Raw genomic sequence first — 14,853 nt, forward strand, 5'->3', positions numbered from 1 at the left:
AGGGGCCCCTATCGGACGAGTCGGAGGACCCAGGCGCCGGTGTCCGGAGCGCTGGAGTCGTAGTCGAAGCGGTCGGACATCTCGACGAAGCGGGTGAAGTAGCCGCTGATGCAGCGCTCGTTCCCGCCGCACGGGCGTGGCGTGGTCCCGAACTGGCCGCCGAAGTGGTACCCGGTGATCCGGAAGGCCGCGTAGGCGTAGACGTGGTACCAGGCGTTGCTGCCGGAGTCGCCGGACCGGTCGAAGAGCGGCAGGAGCACCGTCTGGCCGACCAGCGAGGCGACGTAGGACGGCTGGCACACCGCGGGCGGGGTGTTGCCCGTGGAGGAGTACGAGCGCTCCTCGCGCGCGCTGGCCGCCTCGCACTTCGCGGCCGGGGTGTCCAGGTAGGCGAAGCCGCCCGGGACGAAGTTCTCCGACGGGCCCGTGCAGCCCACCGTGTTCGACGTCTTGGTGAAGAAGACGGTGTGCTCGGTCGTCCCCGAGGGCAGCCCCCCGCCGGTCTGCTGCTCGAACTCGCACCACGAGAAGGTCAGCGGCAGGACGGCGGTGCCGCGGCCGACCCCGCCCCACGCGACCGTCGCGGTGGCCGTCACCCGGGTGGACTCGTGGCCGATGACCGGGGCGAACCAGTGCTCCTTCGGGGTGTCCCCGGAGACGGTGACGCGGTTGGGGTCGGACGCGAGGACCGGCGGGGCGGCGTCGGCACCACCGAGGTTGGCGTCGACCATCGCCTGCGCGGTCGCCTGCATGTCGCCGCAGGCGCCGCGAGCGCAGTCGGCGGCCACGGCGAGGGCGGCGGCGTCGGCGGCGACCTGCAGCCGCGCCTTCTCCGCGTACAGGGCACCGACGTCGACGGCGATCGCGGTGAACCCGAGGACCGGGACCAGCAGCAGCGCCAGGAGCACCGCGGAGGCGCCGTGCTCGCCGGCCAGCCGGCGCCGAAGGGCAGAAGGGGCCTTCGTCAGCCGTTGCACCGCATGACCCCCGTCCCGGTCAGGCCGATGCGCGCGCCGAAGAAGCCGGTGAGGAACGGCATCGGGTAGTCGACGGTCACGCGCACGTTCTGCGTCGTGGTGCTCGTCATCGGGCAGCCGGTCGGCGGCGTGACGGTGATCTGGGCGTTGGTGACCGCCGGGTCGAGGGTGGGGCTGGCGTCGCGGACGGCGGCGCGCGCCGCGGCCGGGTCGTTCTGCAGAGCCATGACCCGGGCGCCCTCGCGGGCGGCGGCGGACAGGGTGCCGTGCACCTGGAACGCGTGCCCGAACTCGGCGATGCCGAGCACCAGGACGAGCAGCAGCGGCACGATCATCGCGAACTCCACGGCGGTGGCGCCGTGCTCGTCGCGCAGTCTGGTGCGCACTCCTCCCCACCTCCTTCCCGCTGGTCGTCGTCGCCGGGTGCGGCGCGGCGCAGCGGCCCCGGGGGGACGGGGCCGCTGCGCCGGTGGGTGGAGCCGAGGTCAGGGCGTGACGGTGCCGCCGAGGCTCGTGACGATGGTCGTGAACAGCGTGTTGAGGCGACCGCCGAGGGCCACGACCGCGGCGATGATGACGACGGCGATCAGGCCGACCATGAGGCCGTACTCGACGGCGGTCGCGCCCTTCTCCTCGCGCGTGAGGCGCTCCTCGGCGAACGAGTAGAGCGTGACGAGCGTGGCCAGCGGGTTGGTGACGAGGTTCAGCACGGGGACTCCCAGGGGACGGTGCCGGCCGGTCCGGGTCGGGCGACCCGGCGTCGCGGCACTTGCCAGGAGGTGTCGGTCGGGACATGCGCCGGCTTGAGCCCCGTGCACCTGATCGGGCGACGCCGCTCCCCCGGAGGGGTGGACGCGCAGGTGTGGGTCACTCCCCGTCACCGCCCACGTGCGGCGTTTCCGCGGAAACCGCCGGGAGGGGCTCAGGGCAGCAGCGCGGTCCCGCCGATCACCAGGGCGGCACCGGCGAGCATCGCGGGCCCGAACGGCAGCTCGCCGCGCAACCCGATCCGCCGGGTCGCCAGCAGGGCCAGCGCGACCCCCGCCTGGACGACGAAGCCGGCGAGCGCGCCCAGCAGGACCGCCGCCCAGCCGAGCCAGCCCAGGTACAGGCCGAGGAGAGCGGCGAGCTTGACGTCGCCCATGCCCAGGCCCCCGGGCGAGACCAGCGCGAGCGCCAGGTACACCGCGAAGAGGGCCGCCGCGCCGAGCACCGCCCGCAGCAGCGCGCCCCAGGCGCCGTCGGCCAGGGCCGGGAGGACCAGCAGCGCCGTGCCCGCGGCCAGCGCCGGCAGCACCACGCGGTTGGGCAGCAGCCGGTGCTGCAGGTCGACGACGGCGAGCAGCGCGCCCACCACGGCGAGCAGCAGGAACGCCGGCAGCTCCCAGGACAGACCCGAGCGCAGCACCGTCAGGGCGCACAGCAGCGCGGTCGCGACCTCGACCCACGGCGGCCGGACGGCGACCGGACCGGGGCCCAGCAGCGCCCGGGCCCCGGCGTCCGCCGGCCAGGGAAAGCGCCCCGCCGCGCGGTTGACGAGCACCCCGGCGGCCGCCCCGAGGAGCAGGGCGACGACGGCGAGGGCGGCGAGCACAGCGCGACGATGGCACGACGGCGGCCGCCGGTGCGGGACCGCCACCGATCCGGGGACGGCGCGAGCCGCCGCCGCACGCCCTGGGGGGACGTGCGGCGGCGGCTGGCCGGGAGCGCGGGCTCAGCGCCCGTCGGTCACCTCGAGACCGCCGACCCGGACCGTCGTCGCCGCGGTGGAACTGCCCGGCCGGTAGGCGGCCAGCCCGACCGCGCCCGGTGCCTGCAGCGCCGCGGTGGTGTCGGTGCGCACCAGCTGCGGGGTGGCCGGCTCGGGCATGCCGTCGGCCCACACCGTCGCCGCGACGTCGGTCGTGCCGGTGCCCGACACCCGTACCCGCACCTTCAGCGTCGTGCCCTCGGTGTAGGTCAGGCCCGGGACGATGACCTCGCCGCCCGGCCAGGCCTCGACCCCCTCCGCCAGCCGGGACAGCGTCAGCGACACCCGCCCGTCGGCCAGCACCTTCACCAGCACCCGGTACTCGTTGCCCGCCGAGACCCGCCGCCCGGTGACGTACACGTACGTGCCCCCGCCGGTCGGCATCGAGCTCAGCGAGAACGACGTGCGCAGGTCGACCGAGGCCGAGGACACCGAGCCCAGGAACGCGCCGGTGTTGTTCCCGGCGCCCGGGAGGGCGAGCTCCGCCGTCCCCGGGGTCACCGACAGCCGGGCCGCGCCGGCCGACGCCGTCCACGTCCCGCCCAGGTCCGCGGTGCCCCAGCCGCCGGTCGCCGTCCGGTCGAAGGCGTCGCGGGCGAGGGCGCCCGCCGGCGGGGCGGTGACGGTCACCTGCTGCGAGGTGCTCGCGGTGGCGCCGTCGTCGTCGGTCACCGTGAGCGTCACCGGGTACGTGCCCGCCGCCGCGTAGGTGTGCTGCGCGGTCGCGCCGGTCGCCGTCCCGCCGTCGCCGAACGTCCAGGCGTAGGAGGCGACCCGGCCGTCCCGGTCGGCCGAGGGCGAGCCGTCCACCGCCAGCTCCAGCCCGCTGGGGGCCGCGGTGAAGGCGGCCGCCGGCGGCTGGTTGGCCGGGGGCGCGGTCACCGTGACCTGCTGCGAGGTCCGGCCGGTCGTGCCGGTGTCGTCGGTGACGGTGAGGGTCACCGTGTAGGTGCCGGCCGCCACGTAGGTGTGCGTGGCGGTGGCGCCGGACCCGGTCGCGGTCCCGTCACCCCAGTTCCAGGCGTGCGCGGTGACCCGACCGCCGGGGTCGGTCGACCCGCTGCCGTCGACCGCGACGGTCAGGTCGGCCGGCGTCGCGCTGAACGACGCGGTCGGCGCGGTGTTGGCCGGCCGGCCGGTCGTGCCCAGGCTGTGGTGGTTGGCGATGGTCGCGGGCGAGAGCGCCGTCTCGTAGATGGCCACCTCGTCCATGCGGCCGGCGATGAACGGGGCGCCCGACCAGGTCGAGTCGCCGCCGATCCGCCAGTAGCCGTACTGGTCGTGCGCCCGGGTGGTCCAGGGCTGGGAGGCGACCAGGGCGCCGTCCACGTAGAGCTCCAGGCCCCGCCCGCCGAGGGTGCCGACGACGTGGTGCCAGCGGCCGTCGTTGTAGGTGGCCGGCGAGGTGACGGCCCGGCCCTCGAGCGGCCAGACGGCGAAGTTCAGCCGGCCGGCCGGGTCCAGGTAGATCAGCCGGTCGTACTCCGTGCTCAGCCCCGTGCGGGCGTTGCCGAAGCCGATGAACCGGCCGCCGGCGCGGGACGTCGTGGCGAACCAGAACTCGGTGCTGAACACCTGCGGCGCCGCCACCGGGTTGGTGGTGACCAGGTAGCCGTTGGGAGAGCCGTCCAGCTGCACGGCCGGGTCGGGGTCGCCGGCGATCGCCCCGGGGGCGCCGAAGCGGGCCCCGGGGAACGCCTGCATGTCGGTCCCGCCGGCGCGGGCCCAGGCGACGTCGCCGCCCAGCTCGCCCAGCGGCCAGTAGTCGACCGCGCCGTCGGCCCGGACGGCCGCGTGGTACGGCCGCATGCCGCTGCCGCCGGTCGGCAGGGTCACCGGGATCGAGCCGGTCCAGACGGTGTTCCCGGCCGGGTCGGACACGCGGAGCTTGTAGGTGTGCGGACCGGCGCTCAGCCCGGTGTCGACCCAGCCCATCATCGGCCGGTTCCACCACTCGGAGGCGCGGGTCAGCGTGGCGATCGGGGTGGTGGTGTCGCCGTCCCGGTAGACGCGGTAGGTGAGGTTGGCGTTGTCCAGGTCGAACGCGGCCTTCCACGCGAGCCGCGCGGCACCGGGGCCGGCGACCGTCGCGGTCGGCGCCGTGCCGCTGAGGTCCGGGCCCACCCGGTTGGGCGCGAGCGAGGGCAGCGCGTAGCGGACCAGGCCCTGCTGCGGCACCCCGTTGACCGTGGGGAACTCGCCGCCGAAGACGACGTACTGGCCGTTGCCGCTCACCGACCACCCGGCCTGGTACTGGCCGGTGGCGGTGCCCGCGGCCATGGTCGGGAACCACGGGAGCACCGCGGGCGCCGGCTTCTTCAGCCAGGCGGTGTTGTTGATGACGAAGTGCCCGACCTGGCCCACCGGGGCGAGGCTGACCGCGGTGGCGCGCTTCCAGACCTGCGGGTTCTGCTCGGGGTAGCTGCCGATGTTGTGGCAGTCGTGCTCGTGGGTGGCCTGGTAGAGGGCGCCGCCCATCGCGTACGTCGAGTAGGTGTCGCCGCGGCAGTCGTTGATCCACTTCAGGTGACCCCCGTCGGCCGTGGCCGCGAAGGAGCCCTCCAGGTTGCCGGGGCCGAAGAGGTTGTAGCCGGTGCCGTAGACCGACGTCCCGTCGGTGGACAGGCTCCAGATGGCGGAGTTGATCCCCTGGTTGGTGATCTGCCGGCTGATCGCGAACGGCCGGAGGAGGCCGGTGACGGCGTCCAGGGCGGCGACGCCGGTGGCCGGCTGGCCGTTCATGCCGTCGAAGCGGCCCGCGACCACGAGCTGGGACCCGTTGTTGGTGAGGACCATCGAGAGGACTTCGTTGGTCATCGTCCGGTTGCCGTTGGCGTTCCCGTCGGTCGAGCCGTAGCCCGGGTGCGGCCACCACCCGGTCAGCGCGCCGTTGTCGGCCCGCACCTGCGCCAGCCGGTTGCGGCTGGCCGAGCCGACGCCGGACAGGTTGCCGCCGAACCAGACCATCGTGTTGCTGGCGGCGATCGCCTTGACCGGCCCGTTGACGCTGGGCCGGAAGGAGTCGACGAGCGCACCGGTGGGCGTGAACGCCGCGATCCGCTGGCGGGGCTGGTTGTTCGCGATGGTGAAGTCCCCGCCGACGTAGATCCGCTGGCCGTCCGGGGAGGCGGCGAGGCTCAGGGCCTGCCCGTTGAGGTACGGCGCGAACGTCGTGGACAGGGCACCGGTGCGGATGTCGTAGGCCAGGATGTTGTGCCGCCACACCTCGCCCACGCCGGCCGGCGCGCCCGCGGGCCGGGCGGTGCTGAACCGGCCCGCGACGTACACGGTGTTGCCGACGACGACCTGCGCCCAGGCGACGCCGTTGATCTGCACGGTGGGCAGCGGGTCGGCGGTCACCGTGACCGGCGTGGCCGGGTTCGCCGGGTCGAGCGGGGCGGAGTCGGCCTGGGCGGCGCTGGGCGCCAGGACCGCCAGACCGCCGGCGAGCAGGAGCGTGCTGATGAGTCCGGCCAGGAGCCTTCGCAGCGCAGCCGTCGACCTCGAGTGCATGGTTTCCCCCGTCATGACCTCGTGAACCGGCCCTCCCCCGGACCGGACGACGAACACTAAGCGTGACGATCTGAGCGTGCCCAGGGGTCGTCACCCCACACGATCCGGTGACGAGCAGGGCTTTCCGGACCCCGGCTGCCGCGTTCGTCACCCGCTGTGATGCCTGGCCCGTCGCCGGGGCACCCGTCCGGGTGGCCGGGGACGCGCGAGGGCCCCCGCCGGACCGGTCCGGCGGGGGCCCTCAGGAGGTCGGCCGGCTCAGCCGACCGGGCGCACCTCCAGCGCGGTGACGCGGACGGCGACCGGCGCCGTCGCGGTGCCCGAGGTGTAGGCGGCCAGCCCCACCGAGCCGGCAGCCTGCAGCGCCGCGGTGGTGTCGGTGCGCACCAGCTGCGGGGTGGCCGGCTCGGTCGTCCCGTCGGCCCACACCGACGCCGCCACCCGGGTCGTGCCGGTGCCCGACACCTGGACGCGCACGTGCAGCGTCGTCCCGGCCCGGTACGTCAGCCCGGGGACGACGACCTCGCCGCCCGGCCAGGCCTCCGTGCCGCCGGCGAGCCGCGAGAGCACCAGGGACACCTGACCGGCCGAGCCGACCTTCACGCCCACCCGGTACTCGTTGCCCGCCGACACCCGCCGGCCGGAGACGTACACGTACGTGCCGCCGCCGGTCGGCATCGAGCCGAGCGAGAACGAGGTCCGGACGTCGGCCGAGGTCTGGGAGACCGCGCCGAGGTAGGAGCCGGTGTTGTTGCCCGGCCCCACGGTGAGCGTCGCCGTCCCGGGGGCGACCGACTGGCGGGTGCCGCCGGCCGAGACCGTCCACGCACCGCCCACGTCGGCGGTGCCCAGGCCGCCGGAGACGGTGCGGCCGAAGGCGTCGGCGGCGATGACCGCCGGGTCGACCGGGTCCGGCGGCGCGGGCGCGTCGTCGGCGACGGTCACCGAGCGGGTCGTCGTCGCCGTGGCGCCGTCGTCGTCGGTGACGGTGAGGGTCACCGGGTAGGTGCCGGCCGCACCGTAGGTGTGCGACGCGGTGACCCCGGTCGCCGTCCCGCCGTCGCCGAAGGTCCAGGCGTAGGAGCGCACCGTGCCGTCGGGGTCGGTGGAGCCCGACCCGTCCACGCTCACCGACAGCCCGCTGGCCGTGGCGGTGGCGGCGGCCGTCGGCGCCTGGTTCGGCGCCGGCGGCTCACCACCCCCGGCGCCGGGCGCGGTGGCCGTGAAGCCGGTGACCCGGACGGCGGTCGCCGCGGTGGCGCTGGTCGGGCGGTAGGCCGCCAGGCCGACCGCGCCGGGCGCCTGCAGCGCCGCGGTGGTGTCGGTGCGCACCAGCTGCGGGGTGGCCGGCTCGGGCGCGCCGTCGGCCCAGACCGTCGCGGCGATGCTCGTCGGGCCGGTGCCGGTGACCTGCACGCGGAGGTGCAGCGTCGTCCCGGCCCGGTACGTCAGCCCGGGGACGACCTCGCCGCCCGGCCACGCCTCCGTGCCACCGGCCAGGCGGGACAGCGTCAGCGACACCCGCCCGTCGGCCATGACCTTCGCGAGCACCCGGTACTCGTTGCCCGCCGACACCCGCCGGCCGGAGACGTACACGTACGTGCCCCCGCCGGTCGGCATCGAGCTCAGCGAGAACGACGTCCGCACGTCGGCCGCGGTCTGCGACACCTGACCCAGGTACGCGCCGGTGTTGTTGCCGGTGCCGGGCAGGGCCAGGGTCGCCGTCCCCGGGGCGACGGACAGGCGCGTGGCGCCGGCCGAGGCCGTCCACGGGCCGCCGACGTCGGCGGTGCCCAGCCCGCCGGAGACCGTGCGCCCGAAGGCGTCGGAGGCGATCGCGGCGGGAGCGGCCGGCGGCGGCGGCGCGGTGACGGTCACCTGCTGCGTGGTGCGCCCGGTGGCGCCGTCGTCGTCGGTGACCGTGACCGTGACCGGGTAGGTGCCGGCGGCGGCGTAGGTGTGCGACGCCGTCGTCCCGGTGCCGGTGGCGCCGTCGCCGAAGTCCCACGCCACCGAGCGGACCGTGCCGTCGGGGTCGGTGGACGCGGCGGCGTCGACCGCGACCGCCAGGCCGTCGGTGGTGGCGGTGAACCGCGCGGTCGGCGCCGCGTTGGGCGCGGGGGCGCCGGTGGCGGTCGCGTGGTGGGCCGTCACCTGCTCGGCGGTGAGCGCCGTCGAGTAGATCGCGACCTCGTCGAGCGAGCCGGTCAGCGACGCGCTCGCCGGGGCGCCGGGCCAGCCGGTCAGCGAGCCGCTGCCGAGGTGCCAGTACCCGGCCAGGAACGCGTTGGCGGTGGTGAACGTCGGCTCGGTGGCCACCTGGACGCCGTCGACGTGCAGCGCCGCGCCGCCGGTGCCCACCGTGGCGACCACGTGGTGCCAGGCGCCGTCGTCGACCCGCTGGGGGCTGCGGACGAGCGGGTAGGTGGGCACGTTCCGGACCACGCGCCGGGAGCCGAAGGTGAGCCGCCCCTCGGCGTCCACGTAGAGGGACCGGTCGACCGTGGTGGCCGCGCCCGCCGGGTTCGTGGCCGCGGCCGTGGGCGAGTCGCTGTACTGGGCGATCAGACCGCCGGAGGTGGTGCGCACCCAGGCCTCCACCGAGAACGAGCCGGCGGGGGTGGGCACGGTGGCGGCGCGGGTCGACGCGATGCCCGTGGCCGTCCCGTTCGCGGTCACCGCGGAGTCGCCCCCGACGGCGCCCGCGGTGCCCCGGGTGATCCCGGCGCCCGTGGTCAGGTTCGTGGTGCCGGCGTGGTCGAGGGACGTGGTGCCGGAGGGCTCACCGAGCCGCCAGTACTGGTCGGGGCCGTCGGCCAGGACCCGGTTGGCGTAGGCGCTGGTGGCCGACGCGACCGTGACCGTGTTCGACGGCGAGCTGGTGACCGTGTTGCCGAACGGGTCGGTGACGACGACCCGGTAGGACGCCGTGGAGCCGGCGGGCCGGGGGTCGGTGAAGGTCAGCTCGGGCCGGTCCCACCACGAGTTGGTGGCCGTGACGGTGTGGATGGGCGTCGTCCCGCCGTCCCGCAGGACCTGGTAGGTCAGCTCGGCGTTGTCCATGTCCCACGCGGCGGGCCAGGTCACGGTGACCTGCCCGGCCGTGGTGGAGGTGGCGTTGGGTCGCAGCGCCGCCGCCGTCGTCTCCGGTCCCCGGTCGTTGGGCGCGAGGGAGGAGACGGCGTAGCGGACCAGGCCCTGCTGGGCGACGCCGTTGACCCGCGGGAACTCGCCGCCGAACACGACGTACTGGCTGTTGCCGCTGACCGACCAGCCGGCCTGCAGCTGACCGGTGACCTGGCCGGCGGACATGGTCGGGAACCACGGCAGCAGCGTCGGGGCGGGCTGGTCGCGGAGGTTCGTGTTGCGCAGCGACGGGTCCGTGGTCCTGCCGGTGGCGGTGGTCGTGACCGCGGTCGCGAACTTGTTCACCCGGGGGTTCTGCTCGGGGAAGCCGCCGATCGGCGCGCACTGGTGGGCGTGGGTGGCGATGTACAGGACGCCGCCGACCGGGAAGCTCGAGTAGGAGTCGCCGTGGCAGCCGTTGATGGCGATGACCGCCCCGCCGTCGGCCCGCGCGGCGAACGAGCCCTCCAGGTTGCCCGGCCCGAAGTAGTCGTAGCCGGTGCCGTACACGGCGGTGCCGTCGGTGGAGAGGCTGTACACCGCGGAGTTGATGCCCTGGTTGGTGATCAGCTGGTTGACCGCGAAGGGCCGGGTCGCGCCGGTGACGGCGTCGAGGGCGCCCACACCGGTGGCCTTGGCGCCGTTGAGGGTGTCGAACCGCCCGGCGGCCACCACCTGGCTGCCACCGCCGGTGACGACCAGGGCCATCACCTCGGTGCTGGTGGCGGTGTTGCCGTCGCGGTTGCCGGTCACCGGGCCGGGGCCCGGCACCGGGGCCCAGGGCAGCAGGCCGCCGTCGGAGGCCCGGACCGCGGCCAGCTGGCTGCGGCTCACACCGCCGAGGGCGGCGAAGTTGCCGCCGAGGTAGACGGTGTCGTTCGTAGCGGCCAGTGCGCGCACCTGCGAGCTGACGCTCGGGGCGAAGGACGGCACCAGCGTCCCGGTGCGGAGGTCGTAGGCGGCCACGCGGTTGCGGACCTGCCCGTTGGCCTGGGTGAAGTCGCCGCCGACGTAGAGGCGGGTCCCGTCGGGGGACGCCGCCAGCGCCAGCGCCTGGCCGTTGAGGTCGGGTGCGAAGGACGTGACGAGCGCGCCGGTGCGGATGTCGTAGGCGAGCAGGTTGTTGCGGACCGTCTCCTGCGTGCCGGGGGCGGCACCGGCCGGGCGGGCCGTGCCGAACCGCCCGGCGGCGTAGACGGTGTTGCCGACGACGACCTGCGACCAGACCACGCCGTCGACCTGCACGGTGGGCAGCGCGTCGGCGGCGACGGTGGCCGGCGTGCCGGGGGTGACCGGCCGGGTGTCGGCGGCCGCGGTACCGGGCACGGCGAGACCGAGGACGGCCAGGCCGGCGGTCAGCACACCGGCGACGGCCGTGGAGCCTGCCCGGCGCCGGCGCAGGCGCCGGTCGGACGGCTCGAGAACTGAGGACATGCGGGATCTCCGGGAGCTCGTGGACGCGGACAGCCGTCGCCACGGGTGTTCGTACGAGCTCGTTCGATCCCCCGGATGGTGACTGGCGGGCGTAACCGACCACGCAGCGTCACCACAGGTCAAGGCGCCCGCACCCGCACGGGGGCCGGTCCACCTGATCGGGTGGACCGGCCGACCCCGGTCGCGGCGGGCCCGCGGTCAGGCGTCCTGCGCGGCCCGGACCGCCTGCTCGGCGGCTCGCCGCGGTCTCGTCTCCCGTGAGGTGCCTTTCGCGCGCGAAGGGCACCTCAGCCGGTGACGACGTGGGCGGCCGGCGGTAACCGGTGCGTCCGACGACGCGTGCACACATGGTCGTCCGGAGGCCGGCCGGTTCCAGCGGTCGATGCACTCGACGCGGCCCGGACTAGATCACCTGCTTGCGCTGGAGCGTCAGGAAGGCGAGCCAGCCGAAGGGAGCCGGCAGCCAGAACGTCGCCGTCCGGAAGGCGAGTACGGCGGTGAGCGCGGCCGTCAGGGGGACGCCGGTCGCCGTCAGGGCGCCGACGAGCGCGGCCTCGACGGCGCCGAGCCCGCCGGGCGTGGGTGCGGCCGACCCGATCGTGGACGCCGCCAGGTAGACCACGACGAGCGTCGGCAGGGACAGCGACGCGGAGAAGGCCCGCAACGAGGCGTCGAGGGCGAGCACGTAGCCCCCGTTGAGCAGGAGGATGCCGACGGCGGCCGTCCCCAGGCGGCGCGGCTGGGTGAGCGCGGCGAGCAACTGCGGCAGCGTCTGGCGCAGCAGCGGCTCGACGCGGCGGTGCAGCAGCCGCCGGCTCGGGGGCAGCAGGGCCACGGCGACGAGCACCGCCGTCGCCGCGAGCAGGACGACGAGCACCTCACCGCTGGGCAGCAGTGTCGGGCGGGTCCCCGAGACGCCGCTGACCCAGCTGCACACCAGCAGCACGGCCACGGTGACGACGACGGTGACCACCTGGCTCACCGCGACGCTGGCCGCGGCGGTCGCCAGGGGGATGCCGGCGCGCTGCAGGTAGCGGATGCCGAGCCCGACGTGCCCGACGGTGGGCGGCGTGACGAGCGTGACGAAGGCCGTCGCGACCTGCACCAGCGTCGTCCGGCCCAGCGGCAGGTCGACGGGCACGAAGGCCTGCAGCGCGAGCGCGGCGCCCACGTAGGTGACCGCGGAGCCGACCACCGCGACGGCGAGCCACTCCCAGCGGGCCCCGCTCAGCGCGCTCCCGAAGTCGACCTCGGAGAGCTGGCCGGCCAGCACGTAGGCGGCGACGGTCGCCGCCACCACGCTGACGACGGTCCGCAGCCGCACCCGCTCGAGCCGCGGCGCGGTCGCCGGGCCCGCACCCGCGACGCCGGCGAGGGCGGTGCGCAGGTCGCCGACGACCGTCGTCCGGCGCACCGCCTCGCGCAGGGACGGGGGCAGCACCAGCGGCTGGGCCAGCGTCGCCAGCCGCGCCTCGGCCGGCGCCCCGGAGCCGTACCCGTCGCGGAACGCGGTCACCGCCGCGTCGGCGCCGGCGTGCGCGGCGGCGGTGGCCAGGAGCGCCACGACGTCCAGCTCGCGCTGCAGGTCACTGGCCGCGGGCTGGGCGGACCTCCACCGGGTGAAGCCCACCCGACCGTCCGGCAGCCGGACGACGGACCTCGGGCTGATCCCGCCGTGGGCCACCCCGGCCCGGTGCACCCGCCGGAGCGCGGCGAAGGCGGCCCGCAGCACCTCGGTGTCCTCGCCGTCCGCGTCGGCGAGCGGCGTGCCGGCCAGCGGCCGGGCCACCGACAGCAGGGCCGGCCCTGCGGACAGCAGCGTCAGCACGGTGGGCGCGGGGACGTCGGCCGCCCGGGCGATGCCGGCGCAGAGCGCCTCCCGTTCCAGCTGGCCGCGCAGCGTCAGCGCGGGCCGGCCGACGACCGACGACCGCAGCCGCACCAGCGACACCCCGCGGCGGGCCAGCGAGACGCCGCGGCGGTCGGGGTCCACGACGGCGACCTCGAGGACACCGCCGGGCGAGGTGGCGGCGTAGCGCAGGCTCTCCGCCGGGTGCGGCAGCGGGCACAGCTCGTCCACCGGGAGGCCGGCCGCGGCGAGGAGCGCGCGGATCCGTCCCTCGTCCGGACGGGCGGGCACCACGCCGACCAGCACCCGGACCAGCAGGCCCGCCGTGGTCCCGGCGAGGAGGGCGACCGCGCCGCTGAGCAGGGTGAGGCTGCCGAGTGCCAGGGCGCACAGCAGTGCCGCGCCGAGCACCACCCGGGCGGGCGTCGTCCACCGCGGGCGCCGCTGGAGGTCGGCCCCGACGAGCAGGCCGACGGCGGCGGCGATGGGCGTGACCGCCGCGTCCTCGGCCGTGCCCAGCAGGTCCTGCCGGCCCAGCAGCCACTCCGCGGCCTCCCCCGCGCCCAGCGCCAGGGCACAGGCCAGCACCGCGGAGGTGACCGCGAACCGGCGCCGTCGCAGCGCGTCGAGGAGGACGGCGCCCAGGACGGTCAGGACGGCCAGCGAGGCGACGCCGTTGGCGATGGAGAGCACGGTGCCGGGCAGCCCGCCGAGGGCGGTGTCGGCGAGGTCGGCGCCGGCGGCGGGCACCTGGGGTGCCTGCACGGCGAGCAGGACCAGGAGCAGCAGGGCCGCGGCCGCGAGCGCCAGCGCGACACCGTCGGCGGGACGGCGGACCCGGGTGGGCGGCCAGAACGACGTCCGCGGGTCCGCGCCGCCCTCCGTCACCCGGCCAGTATTCGCAGCTCCCGGCCACGCCACAGCCCCGGGTCAGCCGTGCCGGGCGGCCCGCTCGGGTGGGGATCCCCGCCGGTCCTCCGCGCGGGGCGACGCCGCGCGCGCCGACGCGGCCGGCCCGGGCAGTCGCAGGCTCACCAGCAGCGCGAGCAGCGGCAGCGGGAGGAGAGCGGCCACCGCCCAGCCCAGGCCGTGCGCGTCGGCGAGGACCCCGAGGAGCGGTGTCACGGCACCGCCGGCCGAGACGGCCAGGCCGAGGGTGACGCCGGAGGCCGTGCCGACCCGGTTGGGGAGCAGCTCCTGCCCGAGGGTGGTCTGCACGGAGAAGGGCAGGTAGATCCCCAGGCCGAGCAGGACGGCGGCGGCGACGGCGACCGGCCAGGACGGCGCGGCAACGAGCAGGACCAGACCGGGCACGGCGACCGCGTAGCCCAGCCGGATGGCCGGCACCCGACCCCACCGGTCGGCCAGCCAGCCGCCGGCGAGGGTGCCGACCGCCCCGACGGCGAGGAACGTCGCCAGCGCCGCGGAGCCGGTGGAGGGCGGGACGGCGAAGCGGTCGATGACGTAGAGCGCGACCAGGGACGACACCCCGAAGTAGAGGACCGAGCGGATGACCACCAGCCCGGTCAGCCAGCCGAACGACCGCCAGTCGTCGTCCCGCTCCCGCTGCCCGCCGGCAGCGGCGCGCGGACGGGCGCGGGCTCGGCGGCCGAGGGCCAGGAGGACGGCGGCCGTGACCAGGGCCGGCAACGCCAGCAGCGGCGTCCCCGCCACGCCGTACGCCAGCAGCACGGGTGTGACGACGACCGGGCCGAGGGCGAGACCGGCGTTGCCGCCGACGGCGAACCAGCTCATCCCCTGCGCCGAGGCTCCGGCAGCCGCACGGGCCGCCCGGGCCGCGGCGGGGTGGTAGGCGGCCACACCGAGCCCGGAGAGCGCCACCGCCGCCCACGTCCACCAGTAGGAGCTGCCGAGTCCCGCCAGTCCGATGCCGACCCCGGCGACCAGCAGGCCGACCGGGGTCAGCCAGGGCAGGGGCCGGCGGTCGGCCAGGACGCCGAAGGCCGGCTGGACCACCGACGACAGCACGGTGGCGGCCAGGGTGATGCCGGTCGCGGCGGCGTAGGAGTACCCCCGCTCCAGCACGAGGAACGGCAGCAGCGCGGGGACCGCCCCCTGGTACAGGTCGTCCACGACGTGGCTGGCGGTCAGCAGGCCCAGCCCGCGCCGGTCGACCACGCACTCGCCCGGGGTCGGTCGGCCGTCCCCGTGCCCGCTGCGCACCAGGGAACCGTGGACGCGCG

General features: G+C 76.2%; 8 protein-coding genes. All 8 read right to left on the reverse strand.

Annotation, left to right across the window (positions count from 1 at the left end; all coding sequences use genetic code 11):
- Positions 1–8: 8 nt before the first annotated feature.
- The 8 genes from ACI78Z_RS06465 to ACI78Z_RS06500 all read right to left on the reverse strand — a co-directional run bounded on the left by ACI78Z_RS06465 (position 9) and on the right by ACI78Z_RS06500 (position 14,833).
- On the reverse strand, positions 9–977 hold the full coding sequence (locus ACI78Z_RS06465; protein WP_457035703.1) for a pilus assembly protein TadG-related protein: 969 nt from the start codon (positions 975–977) through the stop codon (positions 9–11).
- Positions 965–1,363 (reverse strand): TadE/TadG family type IV pilus assembly protein, encoded by a 399-nt coding sequence (locus ACI78Z_RS06470; protein WP_457035704.1) that lies wholly within the window; start codon positions 1,361–1,363, stop codon positions 965–967. The genes ACI78Z_RS06465 and ACI78Z_RS06470 overlap by 13 nt, the downstream gene beginning before the upstream one ends.
- Before the next feature lie 99 nt (positions 1,364–1,462).
- On the reverse strand, positions 1,463–1,687 hold the full coding sequence (locus tag ACI78Z_RS06475; protein ID WP_457035705.1) for a Flp family type IVb pilin: 225 nt from the start codon (positions 1,685–1,687) through the stop codon (positions 1,463–1,465).
- 212 nt (positions 1,688–1,899) lie between these two features.
- Entirely contained in the window at positions 1,900–2,571 is a 672-nt protein-coding gene (locus tag ACI78Z_RS06480; RefSeq protein WP_457035706.1) for a prepilin peptidase, read from the reverse strand.
- Between the two features lie 120 nt (positions 2,572–2,691).
- On the reverse strand, positions 2,692–6,255 hold the full coding sequence (locus tag ACI78Z_RS06485) for a PKD domain-containing protein (RefSeq protein WP_457035707.1): 3,564 nt from the start codon (positions 6,253–6,255) through the stop codon (positions 2,692–2,694).
- A 243-nt stretch (positions 6,256–6,498) separates the two neighbouring features.
- A complete protein-coding gene (locus tag ACI78Z_RS06490; protein WP_457035708.1) occupies positions 6,499–10,800 on the reverse strand; it encodes a PKD domain-containing protein in 4,302 nt (1,433 codons plus the stop codon).
- A gap of 403 nt (positions 10,801–11,203) precedes the next feature.
- Positions 11,204–13,537, reverse strand: a complete 2,334-nt coding sequence (locus ACI78Z_RS06495; RefSeq protein WP_457035709.1) for a lysylphosphatidylglycerol synthase domain-containing protein — start codon at positions 13,535–13,537, stop codon at positions 11,204–11,206.
- A 42-nt stretch (positions 13,538–13,579) separates the two neighbouring features.
- On the reverse strand, positions 13,580–14,833 hold the full coding sequence (locus ACI78Z_RS06500) for an MFS transporter (RefSeq protein ID WP_457035710.1): 1,254 nt from the start codon (positions 14,831–14,833) through the stop codon (positions 13,580–13,582).
- Between the last annotated feature and the right edge of the window lie 20 nt (positions 14,834–14,853).

The organism is Geodermatophilus sp. SYSU D01176 (assembly GCF_054050015.1).

Coding starts and splice junctions, on each gene's coding strand:
- ACI78Z_RS06490 (WP_457035708.1), bottom strand. CDS start 10,800: ATGTCCTCAGTTCTCGAGCCGTCCGACCGGCGCCTGCGCCGGCGCCGG.
- ACI78Z_RS06485 (WP_457035707.1), bottom strand. CDS start 6,255: ATGACGGGGGAAACCATGCACTCGAGGTCGACGGCTGCGCTGCGAAGG.